This window comes from Ascidiaceihabitans sp. (assembly GCF_039986515.1).
Classification (GTDB): Bacteria; Pseudomonadota; Alphaproteobacteria; order Rhodobacterales; family Rhodobacteraceae; genus Ascidiaceihabitans.
In genome coordinates this window covers 1-22,982 of the sequence record NZ_JBDWQO010000025.1, presented here as the reverse complement: position 1 = coordinate 22,982, position 22,982 = coordinate 1, and the positions used below count along the sequence as shown (strand labels likewise).

Here is a 22,982-nt window from a genome sequence, read left to right as displayed (position 1 = left end):
CCATGCCCAGCATTGCACCTTCAGATAAAGTGCTTTTAAGTCCCCGGAACAAATATTTTACGCCCTACGGAGTCTTTTCACTGCTATGCAGATCGACACATTCAAGGTAAAAGAATTCCCTGCCATCGACCAGATCGGCATGAGCACCGGACGCGAAAAGCTGCGCGTTTGCATTGTCACCGAAGAAATCATCGGCCCTGTGCGCAATGGCGGCATCGCATCCACCTATTACCATTTGTCCAAAGGCCTCGCCGCCCACGGCCATGAAGTCCATGTGTTGTTCCTGAAAGGCCGTGTTGTTCAGGATGAGACGCCCGAACATTGGGTCGAACATTTCGCAGCCTTTGGCGTGACCTTGCATTATCTTGAAGCGCCCAAAGCCGATTTGTGGGGGTCATCCATTGAATGGCAGGCGCGTTTTGGCGCGGCCTACGCGTGGTTGCGCGACAATCCGCCTTTTGATGTGGTGCACACATCGGAATGGCGCGGCGGCATGATTTATGCGCTGATGGCCAAGCGCATGGGGTTGGCGTTTCAAGAAACGCTTTTCCTTGTCAAAACCTCGTCGCCCCACATCTGGAACCGCCATTACCAGATGCAACCGATTGAGCAGCGCGAACTGGTGCTGGCGGCCTATGCGGAACAAAAATGCGTGGAACTGGCCGATGCGGTCATCGGGGGCAGCGCCCACCTGATCACGTTTATGGAGGAAATCGGCTATAAGGTGCCGGACGCAAACGTCTTTGTGCAGCCCAACATCGTGGATTTCTCCAAAGTCATCGTCACGGATGAACGCCCCCCACGCGCCCCCGGTGACGTGGTCAAAACCCAAGAACTGATTTTCTTCGGCCGCCTTGAGGCCCGCAAGGGCGTCGAGATGATGTGCAACGCGCTGGATATCCTGAAAGAACGCGGCATTGCCCCATCACGCATGACATTCATGGGCAAATGGGGCGCGCCCTTGGCCACCCAAGGCGGCATGCGGCCTCAGGATTACATCGAGGAAAAATCCAAGAACTGGGATTTTGAAGTCGGGATCATCGACGACAAAAACCAGCCCGCGGCCCTAAGCCATATGTGCAGCCGCGACATGATTGCGGTGATGCCGTCCTTGATCGAAAACTCGACCATGGCGGTTTATGAGACGCTGGAAAACAACATCCCCTTTATCGCCACAGCCGTTGGCGGCACGCCCGAGCTGATCGACCCAAAAGACCACGAACGCAGCCTTGTCGCCCCGCGTGCGCAGGATCTTGCCAACCAGCTGGAACGGGCTTTGACCGAAGGGCAGCCCATTGCCCATTCCAGTTTCTCCAACGATGAAAATCTGCGCGTCTGGTACGGGTTCCACGCCCACGTGGGGGACATGGTCAAAGCAAAGGGGCGGCGCACGGCCATCATGGAAATCACCGCACCGGTTGATCCTGCGCCACAGCCTGTGCGCCGCATCAGCTTTGCCACATTGATGCGGCGCGGCGATGCGATTTCACCGCTGGTCAACACGTTGCTGGCGGATGCGCCAGATCAGGTGGTGCTGGGCTTTACCGACGCGGCCCTGCGTGAAGAGGTGACAGAAGCCGCCGAACAACTGGCCCATGCCGAGGTCAAAGTGACGGTGGTGGACGCCATCGGCCAAGCGGCAGGTGACGCGTTGAACATGCTGATGGAGGCCCAAAACTGTGACGCGGTGGTCATTGGGCATGGCGCGGATATTTGCCCCCTGCCCGGCTATTTCGCCGCCGCCAAAACCGCGCTGACCCATCAACCCGACATCCTGTTCACCAGCTTCTTTGACGCCGGCAAAGGGGTGACAGGGATGCCCATTGGTGGCGATGTGGCGTCGCAATATATGAACACACGGGCTTATGGCCCCGAGATTTTCGCCCTGCGCGCCGCAACTTATGACCGGCTTGGGGCGTTTGAACCTTATGACGTGCGGGCGGGCATTTTGCATGAATATGTGACACGGATGGTGGAACGCGGTGGCAATGATCTGCTGGTGTTCCCCGAAATGCTGCTGCGCTGGCTGGGGGCCGCGACCAAGGCCAAAGCCTATGCCGACGACACGGTCTATTCCTATCTGAAAGCCAAGCCGCTGATCGATGCCAGCAGCCTTGCGCAACGCAAGATCACGCTGGCCACGTTGAATCAGGGCAGCGCCGGGGCGCTGACGCCCAACATGCTGCGCGACGGGGCCCGTGTGGACGGCGAAAGCGTCTGGATGATGCCTGTGGAATGGGATCGCACCTATATCGGCAATGCACGCAAGCGGGCCATGGTGATTGCATTGGATGAAACCATCAACCGCTTGTGGCTTTATGCGCGCGGCGATGGGGACCGTGTGTTCAAGGTCCGTGGTGACGCCGAACAGACCGCATTGGTGCAAACCCACAAGGTGACGCGCAAAGGTCAGGGCACGATGGGCGAAGACATCACCCTGTCGTATTTTGACATCCCCCCCAGCTGGGATGTGGGGGCGTCTTACCCCATCCATTGGGTGCTGGAGGACGGATCAGACACACCGCGCAACCAGTTCCTGCGCATCACCAAGTTAAGCGAAGGGGTCTATGCGCTGGTTGCGCGATCCGCGATTTTGACCCATGGCGCCTTGCCTGAAATCATCGCCAGGTACGTGCATCCGGCTGACGCTGCTTCCGATCAGGGCACAGCCGCAGATGCGGCGGCGGGTATGGATACAAAAACGGCCAAAGACGATATGGCCTCTGATACTGCAGCCTTGGCCGAAGCGCTTGGAAAGGCACCCCCAAAAGCGCCGCGCAAAATCACCCAAAAGCACAAACCCGAAAATCCCCTTGAGGCGATCATTCAAGAAGCCGAAGACAATCTGGCGCCTTTGCAAAACATAGCCCCTGATCTGGATACGCTGATGGGGATCAGTCACAACACCAACAAACGTGCCTTTCAACGCGCCGAAGCGCTGGAACGCAGTCAGGCGTTGCTGGCCGAACACCTTCTGGCCCCCGCCATCACAGGGTCTCCTCGGGGTGCTCTGACGGTGCCGCCGGACCGGAAATGGCGCAGTGTCAACGACATCACAGGCTGGGCCTGGGACCGCGACACACGCGACACCACTTTGCATATTGCCGTTTTGCTGGATGATTTGCCCATCTTCATGACCCCCGCAAACGTCCATATGCCGCTTTTGGGAAGACGCACTCCGGGGTTGGAACACCACGGTTTCCGCATTCCTGTTCTGGATGATTTCCTAAGCACGCAAAGCCCGTTAGAGTTGATGATCTGGGAAACCCAGACACTGATCAAGAACAGCCGCCTGATGTGTCAAACAGGTCCCGGCGGCAAGGCGTTTCTGACGCTGGAAAAAGGATAAAGACCCGTGACCGATAAAAGCCAGCCCAGCCCGGCGACACCCATCACCGAAGCCGGGTTTCGCGCAGACCTTGATGCCCTTTTGGCATCCGGCAAAAATGAACCCGCTCTGACCCATCTGATCACGGAACTGCCCCGCCTTTTGGGCACCAACAAAATCAACCGCAAAGAAAAGCTGAAGCACCTGACCTTTGCAGGGCGCATGTTGCAAGGTGCGGGCCTTGGCAAATACGGTCCGCTAAAGCTGGAACGCAAAGCCACCAATCTGGCACGTGTTGTCAAACGCCACGGCCTGCGGTCACGGCGCACCTTTGTGGATCTGGGCTGCGGGGCGCATGAACCTTTGGGGCTGGCGACCTACTTTTACGTCAACGGGTTTGAAAAGGCTTTTGGCAGCGATTTTATGCCTGTGTCGGATGCAGCTTACGCGGCGCTGTCGATGGCGGATATTCTGACGGATATGTATATCTTCCCCGAAACCTACATGATGGATGGCACCGATCTGGACAGTTATCTGGCGCGGATCAAGAACTTTGATCTGGGCGCTTTGAAACGCGGTGATCTGGATGCGGGGCTGGCGCGGGTGGCCCATAACGTCGAATTCAAATGCTGCGACATCGTGGAAGCGGGGATTGAGCCGGGGTCGGTGTCGTTTCTGATTTCCTATGCGGTGTTCGAGCATGTGATGGACATCCCCGGTGTCACCAAACACATCTATGACCTGATGGAGCCGGGCGGCTTGGGCTTTCACTACATCGATCTGGCGGACCACCGCGCCTACCGCCACGACGGCGATTATAACGAATTCAGCTTTTTGACCGAAGAAGACTGTGCCCCCAATCTCAACCGGTTGCGTGCCTCTGAACAAGCGGCGGCATTCAAAGCGGCGGGGTTCGAGATTTTGGAAAACAGACCCAAGCAAAAACCGATCCCGGAAGAGACCCACAAGCGCTACCTGCCCCGCTTTGCGGCCATGTCGGATGTTGATCAATCCGCCCATGCCATGCGTCTTGTGATCCGCAAGCCGCTGTAATACGCGGCAAAAACATTCCACTTAAAATGATTTTAAAGGATGATAAGACGATGTCCCAAGACGACCAGGAACTGGCAAATCTAAAAGCCAAAATGGAACGCAACGAATTGCGCGCCCGTGACGCCGAAGCGCGGCTGCGGATCATTCAGGCCGAGATCGCCATCATCGACAGCCGCACCAAACTAGAGGCGCTGCGCACCGACGACTAACGCGCGGGCGCCATATCCAACACCTGCCCCAAAGCCTGCGCATATGCTTCTTTGGTGTGGGTCTCTATCAGACTGCGCCGCAAGGCCTGCCCTTGCGTTCGCGCCTCTGCCGGATCCGCCAGAACAGCGCGGATCGCCGCCACATAATCCGGGGCGCCCGCAGCTTTGGGCAGCAACGTGCCCAACCCATCGCGGATCACTTCTGGCGTGCCGCCTGCTGTGGACGACACAACGGGCAAACCTGTCATTCCCACCTCAAGCAACATTTGCGGAATACCATCCCAAGCCGCAGTATAGAGCCACATATCGGCCTCATCCAAAGGCAAATCTGCAAAGCGCGCATAGGGCGCGTTCAAGGTCATGTTGGGCAAAGCTGCAGGCAGGGATTGGCCACCCATCACGGTTTCGCCCCACAGATGGAAATCGGCTTCGGGCATGCTGCGCGCGATGTCAAAGACCAGATCAATACGCTTTTGCGCATCCATCCGTCCCGCCCAGAAGATGCGGGGGCGGCGGGGGGCCGCATCTGATGTGGCATCCAAAACAGGCGCAGGCGCATCCACAACCTGCACGCTGTGATCCACAGGGCCACGCAACACTTGCACCCGTGCGCCTGCTTCGGGGGGCAGCACATGGGCGGTGCGCAATTCGTCGGCCAGAAACGCGCTGTCGGTAAAGACCCCCGACAGCACGTCAAAGGTGCGGTAGAACCGACGCAGCGGATACCCCGTCAGATAGCCCATCGGCGTGCGTTCGTTGCAGAACAAACATCCATAAAGCCGCATGCTGGCGGCCAGTGCGTTGCCGTAGATATTCAGCGCATCCCACATCAGGCGGCTGTTGACGTTAAAGGCCACTTCGGGGGCAAGGCTGCGCAGAAATTCCACCAGCAGCCGTTCGGTCAGATCGCCCTTCAGCTTGCCTTCGATGCAAGATTGCAACTCCACATAGCGCACGCCGTCGGGGAACTTATGGGCCGGCATGTCGCCTGAGGCATCGGTAGACACCACCACCACCTGATCGGCGCCGTAGCGGGCCACCAAAGCATCGGCCAAATGCCCTTCCATGCGCCGCGCGCCGCCCCAACGGGGACGGTTGACCATGATCACGGCCTTGGCGGGGCGGTGATCCGCCTGCGCATGGGCGCGGTGCATCGCAACTGTACGGTTGACCACGGGGGCCGTGTGAAACGGCGCAACCTTGATTTGCAGGGCTTCGGCCCAAGTGGCTTCCACAAGCGGATCAAAGCGGGCCGCGGCAGTGACTTGGGCACCCAAATCCCCGCTTTCCAGACGCGTGCGCAAATCGGTGTAACGGGCAATCCAAAGCTGTTGCGCCTCGTCCGGATCCAGCCCGATCAGCGCGGCCATGGCATCAAATTGCGGGAAAGGGGCCGCGATGCGTCCCTCGTCACGGCCTTGGGTCAGAAAGTGGTAAAACGGGTTTACCTTGGATTTGCGCACATCTTCATAGCGCGCCAGATAGCGCTTGGGGTCAAACCAATGGTTGGGCATACGCCCCTCGTTGCTGCCGGCCCGCAGCCAGTGGCCAACAGGGTCTAACTTGGGCGCACGGGCCAGATCACGGTAGCGCGCCAGATAATACGCCACATCGAATTGTGCCTGAACGGTGGGATACACCGGCGCGCCCGTCCGGTGTTCCGCACGGCCAAGCCCCTGCGCCACGCGCTGTGCAAAGATGGCCCCGTAGTGGGGCAAAGGGTTTGGCAACGGCGGATTGCGGCCACGCAACACTGGTGGCAACGGGGCCTTCATTTCACCGGCTGCAACCTTTTGGGCCTCTTCCGGTGACAGGGTCACAACGGTTTTTGGATCCACCGTCATTTGTGCAACGGGCATGGGGTCGGGCACCGCGCACGGGGTCGTGACCGTAAGCGCGGGGGACACTTGCGTGGCTGCCCCCAAGCTTGCCACTTTGTCGATGCGCATCGCCTCAAGGCTGCGCACGATGGCGCGGCGGCCCTGGCTTTCGGTGACCAGCGAATTGTCGCGGCGGCGCTTGAAGATGATCGTGTCCCGCGCCACCGCATGCCGCCAGCCTGCGTGCAGGGTCTCAATAGAAAACTGCCAGTCCTGAAACGACAACCCGTTGGGGATATCGCGGTGGACATAAGGGACCTCAAGGTGTGCCTCATGCGGCACCAGACACAGGCTGTCGTAGTAGTTCATCGTGTAAAGGTAATAGGGCGTCCACAGCGGATCATCCTGTTCGGGGTTCCAATAGACGCTGGCCGCCGCATCAAACAGCCAGTTCAGTTCGGGATGCACAATCACCCGTTCGCCCCGGGCCTGTGCCGTGCGCAAACGCTTCATGCCTTCCGCCAGCCAGTTTTCCGAAAACAGATCATCGGCATCCAGAAAGGCAATCGCACTGCCTTTTGTGTGTTGCGTGACCATTTCATTGCGGGCCCGTCCAAGATCGCCCTGGGTCAGCACAACACGGTCCCAATGATCAAATGCCGCCTGATTGAAATAGGCCGCCGTCTGCGGTGTGGCATTGTCCAGCGCAATGATCGCCTGCACCGAAAACCCCGCCGCCCGCGCCGCGTCAATCGACGCATCGGCCGCACGCATGGTCGGCCCACACACAAAGGTTTCTGAATGGGCCGTCACGACAACGGAAAGATCAAACTCATACGTCATGGCTCGCATTACCTGCTTTGTGTTATTTGCTTCGGTGTTTACGGCCTGCGCAAACCCGATGCCACCGCAAAGAATGTTTGAACTATTCACCGCCGACGCATAGGAACCGAAAGCAACACAAAATGACCGAAATCTACAGAAAGCGTGCTCTCATGAAGAATTCATCCACTCTTGCTCTGATCGGCGGCTACGGCTTTGTGGGCCGTAACATTCTGGAAAACGTGGCCACGGACCCGGCCTTTGAAGGCCTGTCTCCGGTCATCGTCGACAACCTCAGCAACCCTGCCCCCGGCCATGAGGGTTTGGATTACCCGTCTTATGTGGGCGGCTATGAAGATCAGGGCGCGATTGATTTTCTGGACACGCAAGAAAGCGAAGGGGGCCGTATTTTTGTCTTTCTGGCTGGCGAAACCCGCGTCGCTGAATCCAAAGACCGCCCGCTGGACTTCATCGACGCCAATATCGCGGACCCTGCAAAATTCGTGATGCAGGCGGTGAAACCCGGCGACAAGTTTATCCTGATCTCCACGGCAGGCGCGCTGTTTGATGGCACGTTTGAGGTGTCCGTGAATTCACCTTACTGCCCCAAGAACTTCTATGGTGCCACCAAAGCCGCCGAAGAAATGATTTTGGAAAAACTGGTTGAGCTGCGCGGCGCTGAATTCCGCGTCATTCGCCTGACCAATGTGTTTGGCAAATATTCCGACAACAAGAAATCCGCCATCCACGCCTTCACCCGCGCGGCCATTTCCGGCGATAGCGTGTTCATCAACGGCGACGGCCAGCAAAGCCGCGACTTTATCTATGCGGGCGACGTGGGCCTTGGCATCGCAACGCTTGCCGCCAAGCTGCGCGCAGGTGAGCCGTCTGAGCCCGTCAACATGCTGGGCTCTGGCGTCAGCACCACATTGATGGATGTGGTCGCCGCCATTGAAGAGGCCACAGGCAAGCCGCTGAACTATGAAAAGATCCCCGCCAAAGAACTGCTGGCGACCGAGCCGCGCGATGTCATCGCCGACAAGGCCGACGTCAAGGTTCTGCTGGGCGATCGCGCCAAACCCTTCGTGGACGGCATCCGCGAAACCCACGGCTACTACGCCAAGTAAGCCCAACAAGGACGTATCCCCCATGTCTCATGTCATTATCGTTGGTGCCGGCCTGTCCGGCGCGATCATCGCCCGCGAATTGGCTGAGGCAGGGCACACGTCCCATATCGTCGAGGCGCGCAGCCACATCGCAGGCAACTGCCACACGGAACGCGACACAGAGACAGGGGTGATGGTGCATCTTTACGGGCCGCACATCTTCCACACAGGCGACACAGAGGTCTGGGATTATGTGAACGCCTATGCCGAATTCGTGCCCTACCGCCACCGCGTGCTGACCAAGATCAAACGCGGCGGCGCGGACGAGGTGTTTGCGATGCCCATCCACCTGTCGACCATCAACCAGTTCTTTGGCACCCACATGTCAGAGGCCGAGGCCGAGGCCTTTGTCACCGCCAAAGCCGACAGCACCATCACCGACCCGCAGAACTTTGAAGAACAGGCTTTGGCCTTCATCGGCCCCGAGCTGTACGAGGCGTTTTTCAAAGGCTACACCATCAAGCAATGGGGCTGTGATCCGCGCGACCTGCCTGCGTCGATCCTGAAACGGTTGCCGCTGCGGTTTACGGACGACGACAGCTATTTTAACCACCCCCATCAGGGGCTGCCGCGCCACGGCTACACGCCTATGGTGGCCGCAATGCTGGATCATCCAAACATCACCGTATCGCTGAACACCCCCTATGATGCGGCCGTGCACAACGGCGATCACGTGTTCTATTCCGGTCCTTTGGACGGGTATTTCGACCACAAGCTGGGGCGTCTTGGCTACCGCACGTTGGATTTTGAGAAGTTCACCGACACAGGCAACTATCAAGACATCCCCGTGATGAACTACGGCGATGCGGATGTGCCGTTCACACGCATCACCGAACACAAACACTTCGCCCCGTGGGAGGATCACGCGGGCACCGTCTGCTACCGCGAGTTTTCGCGGCTGTGCGGTGTGGACGACATCCCCTACTACCCGATCCGCTTGGTGGATGAAAAAGCATTGCTGACAGAATATGTCACGATGGCCGAAGCCACCCCCGGTGTGACCTTCGTAGGCCGCTTGGCCACCTATCGCTACATCGACATGGATGTGTGTATTCGCGAAGCGTTGGATCTGGCACGTGGGTTCTTGGAAAGCGGAACGGCACCGACGTTCTCGGCGGCGCCGCTTTAGGTCACAGAAGGCGATTGACGGCGCGTGGTTGGCGATCAAACGCCCGGCGCCTGCGGCGTGTCTCCGGGCAGTACCACCATAGAAAAGCTTGCCTGACCAGACCGCTTGCCGTTAAAGAGGCCGCGATAGGATTGGTAATGATACGACAACGCTCAGAACGAGATTTGGATATAGCCGCCCCGGAAGGGTGCGCGGTGTAAATCCGCGCGTCTTATCGCAGAGAAAGCCCCTGCTTTCTCTTTCCGGGTGGCCCCTTCTGGGAGCCGCCTTTTTTATTGCTCAAACTCAACATCAACAAAGGAGACCCGCGCTGTGACCCATCAGCCGTTCGAAGAACCCGACGATACACCGGAGGCCATGCCAAATGCGCATGCCCTCCGGAGCATACCCCATACGCATACGACTCCGGCGTCCCGGTGCATCTGTTGATTCCTTCACCAACGGCACGGAAAAATATTGCCTAACATATTGTTTTTAAATGTTAATTTGACATCCCCTGACCTACTTCGTTATACCCCTCTCATCAGCTTTGGGGCGTTCGTCTAGCGGTCAGGACATCCACCTTTCGAGTGGAGAACACGGGTTCGATTCCCGTACGCCCTACCAACTGATATGGTCGCGTAGCTCAATTGGGAGAGCGCCGGATTGTCTATCCGGATGTTGCGGGTTCGAGCCCCGTCGCGACCGCCACGCTGACAGGAAGAGACTGATGGCAACACGCCGTGTTGCGGTCCTATGTAGACGCCAAAAAGCGTGACGCGTCTTAACCCCGCGTCCCACCGTCGTTCATCTTGGCTTTCACCCAGCCCAGAAACGCCTTCTCCGGCGATCCCAGACGCGGGCGACCAGAGGCCACCCAGAACCCGCGCCATTCGGCTTCCAGTGCATAGACATCGAACCCGGGGGCGAGGCGTTTGGCGTCATCCAAAACATCCCCATCAAAGCGCGGTGCGGTGTCCTCGACCACGGTGGGCCGCGCGAACCGCATGATGTCACCGGGCACCTCGGACATCTCGTAGCCGGGCAATTGCGCGTCCTTGATCATCCGGCGCAGGGCTGCACGAAACACGCGCAGGGGCGAAGCGGACCCGGATTTTTTATGCAGCGTCGCCACGCTGACTTTCCATTCGGGCTGACGCCCGCAGTGCTTGCGTGCCAATTCGTAAATCCGCCGTTCCAGTGGTTTGCGCAGGCGAAAGTAGTCTCTACTTAGGGTCAAAACCGCTTTGGATTGTACCGCCTGAAACAGCCATTCCGACAGGGTTACCGTCACAGACACCATGCGGCCCGCACGGGATTTGCGCACGATCTCCCAAGACTCAATCAGCCCAAACCCGCGTGTCGTCTCAAAGCCCCCCGCCGTCATGTTGGTGGTGATGCGGGTGCCGGCAAGCCGTTCAAACGCCTCTCGCAGACGCACATAGCTGTCGCCTGACGTGTCGCGGTGGGTTGCCACCAACAGATCATGTGCCGTCAGATGCAGGGTGCGCGAAATAGCGCGGCCTGCGTTGACCGCCGCCATCAACTGGCTGATGCAATAGATCAGGATGTCTTTGTCATGGATCGTCGCACGGCCTTTCACCGACGGGGTCACATCAATGGTGGTGCCGTTGTGTTCATAGGACAAAACACGCCGATCAGGTCGTGTGGACAGCGAAAAGATAGGGTGCTCCATCGACCCAAGATCATCTTTAGGGGCGGCATCAAAGATGTCACATATGAAAAAATCTGCCGTGCCGTGACGGTCGGGGAACGCCCCCTGCCCTGTTGCCATGTCTGCTCTTCTCGTCCGATGTTTCGGAATCACCCGCTTTCGGGGTTTTAATGACACCCTAAAGTTATCCACAGGATCAGGCTAGGGGCAGAACGGGGGATCAGAGTCAGTGCTGCGTGGGATCAGAGTCGCCCGAGCGTGGTTTCAGAGTCGCTTAAACCTTCAAAAAACTCAAAAAGCCCAGTGAATCAAATATGTTGGCGTGACACCCCGATCCCTGTAACGATTAATTAACAAGATATAACGGATCAAAAAGAAAATACCTGTCGTAATCAGCCCAAAGCCATGCTTCATTTGCTTAGAAAATAAAGTGTTTTTGCAAAATGTGCGCGTTTTGCTTTCATGTACGGTCTTTTCAGGTATCATGCCCGAAACAGCACACATCAAAGTGCCGGGGCCAGATGACAGACACACCACCCTATTTCAATATTGATCCCGATAAAGCCGCGCAAGGCTTGGGCCAGTCCACCAGCACAGCTGGCTTCACCGCAATGGCGGAAGCCTGTGCACGGGGGCGCACTGATCTTGCGTCTCGCGGGTTGGAGGAAAATGGGCAGCGCACGTTGCGCCCCTTTTCCACATGGGAAATCACCCGCTACCTGATCCCTGTCGCGGTTGGCCATTTCCGCCGCGTGCTGAAAGCCAACCCTGATTTGCCTCAGGGGCGCTCTGAAACAGAGGGCGGCGCCAAGTGGTTCACACTGGACGAGGTGTTGCGCCTGCGCGCCTTCTTTGGCACCCAAGGATCAAAGGCCAAAGACTACCTCCCCTACCGCCCCAAAGACTTGCCTGCGAAAATGGTCGCGGTGGCGAATTTCAAAGGCGGCGTTGGCAAAACCTCAACAGCTGCCCATCTAGCGATGAGCGCGGCGTTGGACGGCTACAAGGTCCTGGTGCTGGATCTGGACAGCCAAGGCTCTATGACGTCCGTGTTTGGCGGCAAGGTTGAGGACGAATGGGGCACCGTGTTTCCCCTGCTGGCACGCCATTATGCCGGACACCTGCGTCACGAAAACCAGCGTCGCCTGGATCGGGGCGAACAGCCTTTGCCTTTGGACGACACGCTGACGGACGCCCTTGAGGTGAAGGCGCAGGACGTCATCCAATCCACCCACTGGCCCAACATTGATTTGATCGGTGCGCAGCTGAACCTGTATTGGGCTGAATTCCAAATCCCCGTCTGGCGGATGCAGGGGCGCGGTTGGAAGCTGTGGGATGCGCTGACTGAAACGCTTGAAGCGGACGGGGTGCTGGACGCCTACGATGTGATCTTCATCGACACGCCCCCTGCCCTTGGCTACCTGACCATTAACGGGTTGGCGGCGGCGGATATTTTGCTGGTGCCTATGGGCGCGTCTTTCCTTGAATTTGACAGCACGGGGCGGTTTTTCGATATGTTGGGGACGACATTCGGATCGATTGAAGACAGCGAAAACCTGGCGGCACGGGCCTTGGGACGTGAAGAACTGGCGTTTGAATGGGACGCGGTGCGTGCTGTGATCACGCGGTATGACGGCACACAGCAGGCAGAGCTGGCGGGGCTTATGCAGGCCTATCTGGGCCCAACATTATCACCGCACCGGCAAGATTTCACAGCCCTTATTGGGCAGGTCGGTGAACAGGTGCAAGGCATCTATGAGGCGGATTACCGCAACTTTAACCGCGAAACATATGTGCGGGGCCGCGAGACGTTCGATGCGACCTATGCAGGGTTAAAACACCTGTTGTTGGGGGCCTGGCGGCGCGATGAGCTGGCGCAAAATGTCGAGGCGGCAGAGTGATGGGCACTGTCACGGTGGGGCGCACGTTATGGTTAACGGATATTAACCCTGTTTTTCCAAAGTTCCCGGGACACAAGGAGACATAACATGGCCAAGCGCAAGCGATTGACTCCTGCAAATCCGGACTATCTTCCGACCCAAGACGGCGGATTAGAGACGAAATCGATGTTCCCGAAATACAAAGACGGCTGGGAAGGTCTGCGATCACAATCGGCGCCCATTTCAGCGGTGGCGGGTGATGCGGCGGCGACGGCGGCCCTGGCGGAACTTTCCGATGAAATGGCGCAGGCCCGCGCAACGGGCCGTATGGTGCTGGAGATTGCGCTGGACCAAATCGACGCAGCTCATCTTGTCCGCGACCGCGCCCATATCGATGCAGATGACATGCAAAGCCTGATGGACAGCTTGCAATCCCGTGGCCAACAAAGCCCCATCGAAGTGGTACAACTAGACGGCGGGCGCTATGGCCTGATTTCAGGGGCGCGGCGTCTGGAAGCGCTTAAACGGCTTGGATCAGAGACTGTATTGGCCTTTTTGCGCGCCCCTGCAGATGGGGCTGACGCCTATGTGTCGATGGTTGAAGAAAACGAGATCCGCGCGAACCTCAGCATCTATGAACGCGCCCATATTGTGGTGCAGGCTGCGGCCCAAGGCGTGTTTGGCAACGAAAAACAGGCTCTAAAAGTGCTGTTTCGTGCGTCCCCCGCACCGCGCAGATCCAAGATCGGCAGTTTTATTCCAGTTGTGAAGGCCTTGGATGGGGCGTTACAGCATCCGCAGGGGCTAACAGAAAAGAACGGGCTTGTTCTGGCGCGGGCTTTGGATGCTGATGCGGGGCTTGCCGCGCGATTGGTTGTGGCCTTGCAGGCAGATACAAAAGATGCGCAGGCCGAATGGGATGTGATTGCGCAGTGCTTGACAAAATCAGAGCCTAAAAAGCCAGTATCAGAGTCTAAATCTAAAGCGCAGAGTGTCGTGCCAGGATTGACAGTGCACAGCCCCAAGTCTGACCAGATCGTGCTGCAGGGCCCCGCCCTAACAGCTGAAGTGCGTGAGAAGCTGCTGCATTGGTTACAGGAAAATGTAACCTAAAGGTGACTAAATGTTTCGCGTGCGAAACTTTTTGCTCCTGATTTTGCCCCTGAAAGGCCCCCAATGACCCACCGCCTTGTTGCTCTTGTCGTCACCCGTGACCGTTTGGACCAGCTGCAAAAGACGCTGGCGGCGTTGCTTGTCAGTGACGCGGATGTGCTGGGCGAGGTCATTGTCGTCGATAATCAATCCGGCGACGGTACGGCAGATTGGCTGGCGGCCCATAAAGACATTCGCGTAACGGTTCTGACGCAAGGCGCCAATCTTGGTGGGGCAGGCGGCTTTGAGGTAGGGCTGGCCTATGTGCGCGATCATACGGACGCAGATTGGGTCGTGATGATGGATGATGACGGGCGACCCGCGGCTGGCACGCTCGAGACGTTCCAAAACACCAACCGCGCCACCCGTGAGGCTTGGGTGACAGCCGTGCGCTATCCGTCTGGCGGCATTTGCGAAATGAACCGCCCCTGGCGCAACCCGTTCTGGAGCTTTGGGGGCTTCCTGAAGGGCATCGCAGGGGGCAGGGGCGGCTTTCACATCGACGACAGCGCCTATGTGGCGCCTGCACCCACCGACATCGACGGCGGGTCATTTGTGGGGCTGTTCTGGTCGCGCAGGGCCATTGAAATGGCGGGGCTGCCGCAGGGGCGCTTGTTTTTATACGGTGACGACGTGCTGTATAGCCTCGCGCTGCGCCGCGCCGGGGGCAGGGTGGCCTTTGATCCGGATCTGCATTTTCAGCACGATTGCGAAACCTTTGGCGAAGATGACGGCACCATTCAGCCACTGTGGAAAGTCTACTACATGCGGCGCAACCAGCTGATGGTGTACCGCAGCGCGGCGGGGCTGTTGTTTTACCCTGTGGCGGCCGCATTTGCGCTGCGGTGGTGGATGCAGGCAAAGCGCTACGCGGGGCAGGGGGCGGCGTATCGCGCCTTGTTAAAACGGGCGATCAAAGACGGATTGGCGCAGCGCACGGACATGACGTTTGATGACGTGCAAAAGCTGGCGCAGCCTGACCGCTAAAACTGTCGGCAAAATCCAAACTGATCGTTAAATTTTGGGTGCTATGGTCTTACGCGCAATGGTGTGTGAGCGAATGATATGACTTTTTCTCCTATTCTTCTGGGCGGTGGTGTGACGGGGTATAATTTCCTGAACCGCACCCGTGACACGCAACAGGACCTGTACAACCAGTCGCCGCAGGTGGCGCGGGACATTGCACAGTTCAAAGAGAAGATTGAAGGCATCAAAACCACCGAGGAATTGATGGACAATCGCGCCATGCTGCGGGTCGCTTTGGGGGCGTTCGGGCTGGATGATGACATCGACAACCGGGCGTTCATCGAACGGGTGTTGGATTCCGATCTGGACGACAGCACGTCACTGGCCAACCGTCTGGCAGACAAACGCTATTTCGCGTTGGCCGAAGCGTTCAATTTTCAGGGTGACGATGGCCCGCAACTGGACATCGAAGACACCAGCCCCGATATTTCCGGCCAGCTGGCGCGGCTGAAAACATCGGATGACTTGCTGACAGACGGGCCGCTGTTGCGCACCGCATTGGACAGCTTCGGTTTGAAAAGCAACGCAGGCGATGTGTTCTTTCTAAAGCAGGTTCTGGAAAGTGATCTGGCTGACCCGGGGTCTTTCGCCAACCAGCTGAGCGACACGCGCTATGCGGAGTTTTCCGAAGTGTTCGGGTTTGGCGAAAAGGTCAAAGCCAACGAAAGCATCACTGCCTTTGCGCAACTGTTCGAGGGGCAGTTTGACGGTTTGCAAACCGCCGAGGACCTTGTTGAAAACGAGGTGTTGTTTGAAGCGGCGCTGAAGATGTTCAATCTGGACAATGAAGTCTACCGGCCCGATTTCATGGTGGATGTGTTGACGTCTGACCTAAGCGATGCGGCGTCTGTGGCGAACGCACAAAACGACCCGCGCTATGTGGCGATGGCCGAAGCCTTTGAATTTTACCGCACGCCTGCTGTGGCGCCGGACACATTGCCGCCCAGCACAGCCGAAAAGTTCGTAGAGGCCGTTTTGGACCGCGACACCCCCTTGCAGGAACCTAGCGATTTGTTCACCGATTTCAGGTTGTTCATCGCCACCAGCAACTTCTTTGACCTGCCAACCAGTTCCGCCCAGACCCGTTATGCGCAGCGGCTTTTGGAGGCGGACAAAACCGACCCGCAATCCTTGGTGGGGCTGCTGCAGGACGAACGCTACATCCCGTTTGTGAATGCGTTTGATTTTCAACCCGTCGCCGAAGAACGGACCTATCCGGCAGGGTTTGCCGACAAAATCACCGCCAATTATTCTGAACGCCAGTTTGAAATCGAAGTGGGCAATTCAGACAATTCACTGCGGGTGGCTTTGGCGCTGGAACGCGAACTGGATACGGTGATCGAAGCCAGCACCTCAGAGAATTCGCGCTGGTTTGCGGTGATGGCATCGCCTGCGCTGCGGTCTGTTTTTGAAAGTGCGTTTCGTCTGCCCGCAAGCTTCGGGAATATCGACATCGACGCGCAGTTGACGGAGTTCAAAGCCCGCTCGGTGCAGTTTTTCGACACCAGCGATGTGGCGGATTATGCGCAACCCGATGTGCTGGACCAACTGCGCCAAACCTATTTGCTGCAACAAAATAGCACCGTGGGCGCCAGCACCAGCAGCGCGGGGTTGGCATCAGCGTTGTTGTCGGGCTTCCAGTTCTGAAACCGCGCTTTAGGCTCAGGACTCATTAATTTTATTCCCTCAGTTTCCCTGATTTGTTTTGTGACGAGGCGCGGCTGCGCAGGAATAGTTTTTCTATTTCAAGCAGATGCAACGATGCTCACAAGCCAAATCAGGGAAATCAGAGACGCGATTTTCACTTCATCTCAGTGTCCTGGACCGCTTGAAAAGAGAACCACTCTTATCGGCGCACTCCAAGCCTCTGATATGTTGCCCCGTAGGGGCACCTCTGGTGCTACGAAAATCGCGCTGAGGCATTAAGATTAATGGGTCCTGAGCCTAGCGGTTCAGGATTTCCTGATTGAACCGCCGCAACAGCATCAGCCCCAAGGCGATCAGACTTAACCCGATCACCAGCACATAGGTGTGCGAAATATATTGGGGCGCATACATCGGATAGAAGCCTTCGCGCATCAATCCGGTCACGTGCATCAGCGGATTATAGACAAGCAGGCTTTGCGCGAAGGGTGGCAGGTCCTCGTGGATCACAATCACACCCGAGGCCAGCATCAAAGGGCGCGTCGCCACTGACCATATGGTGCGCCAGACTGGGAAAAACCCGATGATAGCGCAATTGACCAAACCGGCCCCGATCCCCAGCAAGGCGCATAAAATATAGGCTTGAAAAATCGGCCCAAAGGACAGCACCACACGGCTGTCCACCAGCACCAGAATTGCGGCCAGCAGGATGTAGCTGACGGTTACGCTGGTCAGCATATTCAGGATGATCCGCCCTGCCACCGCATCCAGCCAGCTTACGGCCGGATAGGTCAGAAGTGCTTTGGAAAAGGTCAGCGCGTTGCCCACGACCTGTGACTGTTTGGGGAAGATATTATAGACCAGATACCCCGTGGCGTAGAACAGGATAAAGCTGTTGCCCAAAGATGGTGTGCGCAGCAAAAGTGAAAATCCGAGTGATAAAAGGACAATCATTCCAATGGGTTCCAGCAACGCCCAGATATAGCCCCCCGGTGATTTCCCATAAACCGATGCCATTTCGCGCAATATCAGTGCGGTGATCGTGCGCAACCGTCCCGCAGACCGGCGCGGCGGTTTGAGGGGGGCAAGAGGTGGTGTGAAGCTGCTGTCGGACAAGGGGCACCATGAAGCTGGCATTTTCTGCCCCGACTATGTAGAAATGAGAACAGGAAATCAAATCGCTTATGGGTGGTGTAAGTCGTTGGAAGATAAAGTAAACTCTGACACGTCCATAACAGGCGCCGCGCAAAATGATGCCGACGGGACAGCCCCGCGCAAAGGCATGCGCAAGTTTCAGGCCCCTCAGGCGGCTTCCCGCGATGTGGCCCAAGCCCCAGGGGCGGAGGCCGCAGAACCCTCTGTGCAACCCGCAACTGAAGAGGCCCCTGATACAGCCAAATCAAACGAGCCCCCTCAAAATCGGCCCCGAAATCGGCCTCAGAACGGGCCTCAGAACGGGCCCCGCCAAAAGGGCAAAGGCCCCAAAGCCGGCCCCGGTGCAAAAGGCCCCGGTGCAAAAGGCAAAGGCAAGGGCAAACAGAACCTGCCCCCCAAAGTGGTCGAAATCGCCCCCATGGCCACCAACGCCGGTATGCGGCGCAGGCATTGGGGTCTGGTGCTGTCCGCCCTTGCGCTGATCGTGGCCCCTTTGCTGGTGTCGGCGTGGTATTTGTGGGCCGTCAGCACCGACCAATATGCTTCGACTGTGGGGTTCACTGTGCGTCAGGAAGGCGGCAGTTCCAGCGCGGATTTGCTGGGCAACGGCTTGGGCGATTTATTTGGCGGGTCCAGCACCTCGGACGCCGATATCTTGTATGAATTCATTCAAAGTCAGGAAATGGTCAGCCGCATCGACGACCGCTTTGATCTGCGGGGCCATTACGCGCAACCTTGGCCGGATGATGTCATTTTTGCCATTTGGCCCGACGCCACCATCGAAGAACTTGTCTGGTATTGGAGCCGCATCGTCCGTGTGTCTTACGATCAGGGCAGTGGCTTGATCGAACTGCGTGTTCTGGCCTTTGATGCAAAGACGGCCCAAGCCATTGGCACAGGAATCGTGGAAGAAAGCCAGAACATGATCAACGCGCTGAACGATCAGGCGCGCGACGATCTGTTGCGCTATGCGCAGCGCGATCTGGAAGTGTCGCTGAGACGGCTGAAAGATGCCCGCGAGGCGCTGATCCTGTTCCGCACCCGCACCCAGATCGTGGACCCGGCCACCGACCTTCAGGGCCGTCTTGGTGTGGTCAATAATTTGCAGGCCCAGCTGGCGCAGGCCTTGATCGATCTGGATGTGCTTCTGGATCAGTCTTCGGAAAATGATCCGCGTGTCAAACAGGCCCGCCGCACCATTGAAGTCATCAAGAACCGGATTGTCATTGAACGCGAAAACGTGGCCTCGGGCGACATCACGGTGGGCGGCGAAGATTACCCGACCTTGCTGGCCGAATTCGAAGGGCTGGTGGTGGACCGCGAATTTGCCGAAGAAGGCTACCGTGCCGCGCTGACGGCATTGGACGTGGCGCGCAACAATGCAGGCCGCCAAAGCCGCTATCTGGAGGCCTATGTGCGTCCCACCTTGCCGCAGTCTTCGGAATTTCCCCGCCGTTGGGTGTTGCTGGGCATGATCGGTCTGTTTGTGGGGTTGATCTGGTCCATTCTGGCGCTGATCTACTATTCCATTCGCGACAGCCGCTGACCCGCATGATCCGCTTTGAGAACCTGCACAAAAGCTTTTGGATCCGGGGCCGGCGCAAGACGGTCATCAACGGCCTGAACCTGACCCTGCCTACGGGCAAATCGCTGGCGCTTTTGGGGCTGAATGGCGCCGGTAAATCGACCCTATTGCAGATCATTGCGGGTATTTTGCCCGCCGACGAAGGCCGTGTGATCACTGATGGCACCATTTCGTGGCCTGTGGGCTTCGGCAGTTCGTTTCACCCGCAAATGTCGGGGGCGCAGAACGTGCGTTTTGTGGCGCGGGTCTACGGCGTGGACACCGAAGCGTTGGTGGCTTTTGTGTTGGATTTCTCGGAATTGGGCGATCAGTTCTTTATGCCGGTGCGCACCTACAGTCAGGGGATGCGCGCACGGTTGGGCTTTGGTCTGTCCATGGGCATCCGGTTCGACACGTATCTTGTGGATGAAGTCACGGCTGTGGGGGATGCGTCCTTTAACCAAAAAAGCCGTGCGGTCTTTCACGATCGCATGAAGACCTCCAGTGCCATTATGGTCAGCCACCAGATGGGGGCCGTGCGCAATTTCTGCGACAGCGGTTTGGTGCTGAACAAAGGGGAATTGACCTATTTCGAGGATCTCGAAGAGGCCATTTCGCGCCATCAGTTTCTGGTGGAAAGCGGCCACTGATCCCCTGCTGCGGGCGGTGCTTTGTCTACCCGTGTTTCATCCAGTCATGCTTAACATCTTGCAGAAAATACGCGGATTTCTTCGCATCTACGCCCCAATTTCGCACCCTTTAAGGTCCGTTGCAGCGCCAGTTTAACCCCGAGTGGGTTTGAATTCGGGGTGGCATTGGTATGCCGAGCATGGAGTTTTTGCGTGTCTTGCAAACAGGCACGGATGCATTGGACTTTGGCGTGCGCGATTTGGAAGCGCATGTCGTGGATGCTGGTACGATCCTATATGCCTCCACCGGATTTGGCGGCGGGGTCACCAGCTATTTTCTATCCAACAGCGGGGTTGTGTCTTTGATTGACACGGCCTTGTTCGATTTGGACGGCTTTGCAGGGCAGGGCGCGGAAATCGAAGTGGTAGATGGGGGTGGCACGCTGTTGGTGGGCGGCATCTCGGCGGGAAAAATCATCAGCTATGATCTGTCGGGGGTGGGCCAGTTGGGTGGCCGCGCTGTCATGGATGTCACCGGCAACGGCAGTTACACCGCTTTGGCGGAAACTGACGCAGGCCATATCGTGACTGCAGATACCAGCGGCACGGGCGCCCAGCTTTACACCCAATCGAACAGCGGGCTGACCCTGCGCCACACCGAAGCCGACACCAGATCCAGTCACACCACACAGGTGTCGGATGTCAAAATGGTGACGCTTGCGGGGGGCACCGAAATCATGCTGGCCGCCAGCATGGGGGATCGCGGCATCAGCAGCTACCGTATGAACGGATTTGATCCGGTGTTGGCCGACAGCATCGGCCCGGCAGACGGCGTTGGCATCATGATCCCCACCGACATGATGGTCATGACCATAGGGGTCACGTCTTTTGTGCTGGTGGCGTCCATGCCCACCAATGGTGGCAGTGGGGCGCTGACCGTGATGCAGATTGCCTCCAACGGCCAGCTGACTGTGACCGATCATATGCTGGATAGTCTGGATATGCGGTTTGGCGGGGTGCAGGCCGTGGACAGCATCGAAATAGACGGGCGCTGGTTTGTGGCGGCGGGCGGTGGCGACGATGGCATCACCCTGTTTTCTGTCCTGCCCAATGGCACCTTGCAGCATCTTGATACCATCGCCGACAGCGTCGAGGCAGGGCTGAACGGTGTCACCGCCATCACATTGGCCTATGCGGGGGGCGACTTGCAGATTTTCGCAGCCTCCGGGGCTGAGGCTGGGTTGACGCAGCTGAGTTACGACTTGGCGGGGCAGGGCCAGACGCGGCTGGCGGTAAGCGGGGGGCAAACCCTGTCCGGCACAGGGTCTCAGGACATTTTGGCAGGTCAGAATGGCAACGACAGCCTCTACGGTGGTGGCGGGCAGGACACGCTGATGGACGGGGGCGGCAGCGATACGTTGCGCGGCGGCAGCGGGGCAGATGTGTTTATCATTGCCCAAGACGGGGTGCGGGACACGATCGAAGATTTTAAGGTCAATGAAGACTTTATCGACCTGTCGTTCTGGTCGTTTCTGTATTCGGTGGACCAATTGGACATTGTTGAGATCGAGGGCGGGGTGCGCATCACCCACAACGACGAAGTGCTGGATGTTTTGAAGGGGGCCAACGGCGGGCTGAACCCCAATCAGGTGCGTGAAAAGATCATGCTTGGCCCGACACGGGCGTTGCCCATCGATTATGACGACAGTGCTGATGATACGGAATCCACAGCCCCCAGCAGTGCAGCCGATATTTTGACAGGCACCAGCGGCGTGGACAGCTTGTCGGCGCTGGAAGGCAACGACACGCTGTATGGTTTTAGCGGCGATGACATGTTGGTCAGCGGGTACGGCGACGATTTGATCTGGGGGGGCAGTGGTCACGATACCCTGCGGGGGGGACGCGACAACGATGTGCTGAACGGCGAGACGGGGGATGATTTCATCTATGGTGGCGATGGCAACGATTCCATCGCGGGCGGGGAGGGCGCCAACCGCATGTTTGGCCAGCGCGGCGATGACACGGTGCGCGGTGCCGATGAAAACGACACGGTGAACGGGGGCGGGGGATCGGATGCGCTGTATGGCAATCAGGGCAATGACTGGTTCCGTGGTGGCGTCGGCGACGACACGATGTATGGCGGATCCGGCAATGACACATTGTTTGGTAATCAGGGCGATGAACACATGATTTCCGGCGACGGCGCGGACCGTATTTTTGGCGGGTCGGGCAACGACACAATCGTGCCGGGCGGGGGCTGGGATTACGTCAAAGGGGGCACCGGCGCCGATACCTTTGTGTTTGCAAGCGGCATGGATCGCGATTTGATGATCGGGTTTGATCGCGACGAGGATATTCTAAGGCTCAATTCCAACCTTCTGGACGGGCAAACCACTGGCTGGCAGGTGGTGCAGGAATTTGGCAGCATCGAGGGCAACAACGCGGTGCTGGACTTTGGGGGCGGCGACAAGATCGTGTTTTTCTGGGGCCGTTCGTTGGACGGGTTCGCCAACAACATCGAGATATTCTAGTCACGCTGGAACGTCCCTGTGACCTAAGCGGCACAATCGGCGGTTGTTCCTTTGCCGCACTGGTGCAGATCGCGCGAACTTGTTAAAGGTTGCGCAACTTGCTTTGGGGGCGAGTCTTTTAGTTTTGGAAGGGGTTGACCATGTGTGTGACATGTTCGATTGTTGGATTGCAGATGCAGCAGGTGCTGCATGGAGATTTGAGTGAGACAGCAGTGGTTGT

The 22,982-nt window shown here is 57.8% G+C and carries 15 protein-coding genes and 2 tRNA genes; 14 read left to right on the top strand and 3 right to left on the bottom strand.

Annotated elements, in window-relative coordinates; all coding sequences use genetic code 11:
* The first annotated feature begins 85 nt into the window (after positions 1-85).
* Genes ABJL60_RS21530 through ABJL60_RS21520 form a run of 3 tightly spaced genes read left to right on the top strand, consistent with a single transcriptional unit; the run spans position 86 to position 4,590 of the window.
* A complete protein-coding gene (locus ABJL60_RS21530) occupies positions 86-3,349 on the top strand; it encodes a glycosyltransferase family 4 protein (protein ID WP_348373337.1) in 3,264 nt (1,087 codons plus the stop codon).
* Positions 3,350-3,355: 6 nt separating this feature from the next.
* On the top strand, positions 3,356-4,381 hold the full coding sequence (locus ABJL60_RS21525) for a methyltransferase domain-containing protein (protein ID WP_348373338.1): 1,026 nt from the start codon (positions 3,356-3,358) through the stop codon (positions 4,379-4,381).
* Positions 4,382-4,431: 50 nt separating this feature from the next.
* The gene (locus ABJL60_RS21520; RefSeq protein ID WP_348290769.1) at positions 4,432-4,590 is read left to right on the top strand and encodes a hypothetical protein; all 159 of its coding nucleotides are present in this window, start codon (positions 4,432-4,434) and stop codon (positions 4,588-4,590) included.
* Here ABJL60_RS21520 and ABJL60_RS21515 read toward each other — a convergent pair.
* Positions 4,587-7,253 carry a glycosyltransferase gene (locus ABJL60_RS21515; RefSeq protein ID WP_348376603.1) on the bottom strand — a complete coding sequence of 889 codons (2,667 nt, stop codon included), beginning with the start codon at positions 7,251-7,253 and terminating at the stop codon, positions 4,587-4,589. The genes ABJL60_RS21520 and ABJL60_RS21515 overlap by 4 nt on opposite strands.
* 152 nt (positions 7,254-7,405) lie before the next feature.
* Between ABJL60_RS21515 and ABJL60_RS21510 the strand changes: the two genes are divergently transcribed.
* From ABJL60_RS21510 to ABJL60_RS21495, 4 genes are all read left to right on the top strand, one after another.
* On the top strand, positions 7,406-8,359 hold the full coding sequence (locus ABJL60_RS21510) for an NAD-dependent epimerase/dehydratase family protein (RefSeq protein ID WP_348373321.1): 954 nt from the start codon (positions 7,406-7,408) through the stop codon (positions 8,357-8,359).
* Positions 8,360-8,381: 22 nt separating this feature from the next.
* Positions 8,382-9,527, top strand: a complete 1,146-nt coding sequence (glf, locus tag ABJL60_RS21505) for a UDP-galactopyranose mutase (protein WP_348373322.1) — start codon at positions 8,382-8,384, stop codon at positions 9,525-9,527.
* A gap of 531 nt (positions 9,528-10,058) precedes the next feature.
* Positions 10,059-10,133 (top strand) — tRNA-Glu (locus tag ABJL60_RS21500).
* A gap of 8 nt (positions 10,134-10,141) precedes the next feature.
* Positions 10,142-10,217: transfer RNA gene (locus tag ABJL60_RS21495), tRNA-Asp, on the top strand.
* Positions 10,218-10,290: 73 nt separating this feature from the next.
* Here the strand turns inward: ABJL60_RS21495 and ABJL60_RS21490 are convergent.
* Positions 10,291-11,301 carry a replication initiator protein A gene (locus ABJL60_RS21490; protein WP_348373323.1) on the bottom strand — a complete coding sequence of 337 codons (1,011 nt, stop codon included), beginning with the start codon at positions 11,299-11,301 and terminating at the stop codon, positions 10,291-10,293.
* Between the two features lie 401 nt (positions 11,302-11,702).
* Here ABJL60_RS21490 and ABJL60_RS21485 point away from each other — a divergent pair, with 401 nt between their 5' ends.
* From ABJL60_RS21485 to ABJL60_RS21470, 4 genes are all read left to right on the top strand, one after another.
* Positions 11,703-13,082: an AAA family ATPase gene (locus ABJL60_RS21485; protein WP_348373324.1), complete on the top strand. Its 1,380-nt coding sequence runs from the start codon at positions 11,703-11,705 to the stop codon at positions 13,080-13,082.
* 87 nt (positions 13,083-13,169) lie between these two features.
* Positions 13,170-14,174 carry a ParB/RepB/Spo0J family partition protein gene (locus tag ABJL60_RS21480; protein ID WP_348373325.1) on the top strand — a complete coding sequence of 335 codons (1,005 nt, stop codon included), beginning with the start codon at positions 13,170-13,172 and terminating at the stop codon, positions 14,172-14,174.
* Positions 14,175-14,237: 63 nt separating this feature from the next.
* Positions 14,238-15,200, top strand: a complete 963-nt coding sequence (locus ABJL60_RS21475; RefSeq protein WP_348373326.1) for a glycosyltransferase — start codon at positions 14,238-14,240, stop codon at positions 15,198-15,200.
* Positions 15,201-15,278: 78 nt separating this feature from the next.
* Positions 15,279-16,886: a DUF1217 domain-containing protein gene (locus ABJL60_RS21470; protein WP_348290784.1), complete on the top strand. Its 1,608-nt coding sequence runs from the start codon at positions 15,279-15,281 to the stop codon at positions 16,884-16,886.
* A gap of 297 nt (positions 16,887-17,183) precedes the next feature.
* On the opposite strand, the gene ABJL60_RS21465 is transcribed toward ABJL60_RS21470, so the two are convergent.
* Positions 17,184-18,020 carry an ABC transporter permease gene (locus ABJL60_RS21465; RefSeq protein ID WP_348290786.1) on the bottom strand — a complete coding sequence of 279 codons (837 nt, stop codon included), beginning with the start codon at positions 18,018-18,020 and terminating at the stop codon, positions 17,184-17,186.
* Between the two features lie 64 nt (positions 18,021-18,084).
* Here ABJL60_RS21465 and ABJL60_RS21460 point away from each other — a divergent pair, with 64 nt between their 5' ends.
* The 3 genes from ABJL60_RS21460 (at position 18,085) to ABJL60_RS21450 (ending at position 22,762) form a co-directional block, all read left to right on the top strand.
* On the top strand, positions 18,085-19,584 hold the full coding sequence (locus ABJL60_RS21460; RefSeq protein WP_348373327.1) for a sugar transporter: 1,500 nt from the start codon (positions 18,085-18,087) through the stop codon (positions 19,582-19,584).
* Between the two features lie 5 nt (positions 19,585-19,589).
* On the top strand, positions 19,590-20,252 hold the full coding sequence (locus ABJL60_RS21455; RefSeq protein ID WP_348290791.1) for an ABC transporter ATP-binding protein: 663 nt from the start codon (positions 19,590-19,592) through the stop codon (positions 20,250-20,252).
* Positions 20,253-20,431: 179 nt separating this feature from the next.
* Positions 20,432-22,762 (top strand): calcium-binding protein, encoded by a 2,331-nt coding sequence (locus ABJL60_RS21450; protein ID WP_348318741.1) that lies wholly within the window; start codon positions 20,432-20,434, stop codon positions 22,760-22,762.
* Positions 22,763-22,982: the final 220 nt, after the last annotated feature.

Excerpts from the sequence above, each read along its gene's own strand:
- ABJL60_RS21450 (WP_348318741.1), top strand. The coding sequence starts at position 20,432 with ATGGAGTTTTTGCGTGTCTTGCAAACAGGCACGGATGCATTGGACTTT.
- ABJL60_RS21480 (WP_348373325.1), top strand. The coding sequence starts at position 13,170 with ATGGCCAAGCGCAAGCGATTGACTCCTGCAAATCCGGACTATCTTCCG.
- ABJL60_RS21455 (WP_348290791.1), top strand. The coding sequence starts at position 19,590 with ATGATCCGCTTTGAGAACCTGCACAAAAGCTTTTGGATCCGGGGCCGG.
- ABJL60_RS21520 (WP_348290769.1), top strand. The coding sequence starts at position 4,432 with ATGTCCCAAGACGACCAGGAACTGGCAAATCTAAAAGCCAAAATGGAA.
- ABJL60_RS21515 (WP_348376603.1), bottom strand. The coding sequence starts at position 7,253 with ATGACGTATGAGTTTGATCTTTCCGTTGTCGTGACGGCCCATTCAGAA.
- ABJL60_RS21470 (WP_348290784.1), top strand. The coding sequence starts at position 15,279 with ATGACTTTTTCTCCTATTCTTCTGGGCGGTGGTGTGACGGGGTATAAT.
- ABJL60_RS21490 (WP_348373323.1), bottom strand. The coding sequence starts at position 11,301 with ATGGCAACAGGGCAGGGGGCGTTCCCCGACCGTCACGGCACGGCAGAT.
- ABJL60_RS21530 (WP_348373337.1), top strand. The coding sequence starts at position 86 with ATGCAGATCGACACATTCAAGGTAAAAGAATTCCCTGCCATCGACCAG.
- glf (WP_348373322.1), top strand. The coding sequence starts at position 8,382 with ATGTCTCATGTCATTATCGTTGGTGCCGGCCTGTCCGGCGCGATCATC.
- ABJL60_RS21475 (WP_348373326.1), top strand. The coding sequence starts at position 14,238 with ATGACCCACCGCCTTGTTGCTCTTGTCGTCACCCGTGACCGTTTGGAC.
- ABJL60_RS21465 (WP_348290786.1), bottom strand. The coding sequence starts at position 18,020 with ATGCCAGCTTCATGGTGCCCCTTGTCCGACAGCAGCTTCACACCACCT.
- ABJL60_RS21485 (WP_348373324.1), top strand. The coding sequence starts at position 11,703 with ATGACAGACACACCACCCTATTTCAATATTGATCCCGATAAAGCCGCG.
- ABJL60_RS21510 (WP_348373321.1), top strand. The coding sequence starts at position 7,406 with ATGAAGAATTCATCCACTCTTGCTCTGATCGGCGGCTACGGCTTTGTG.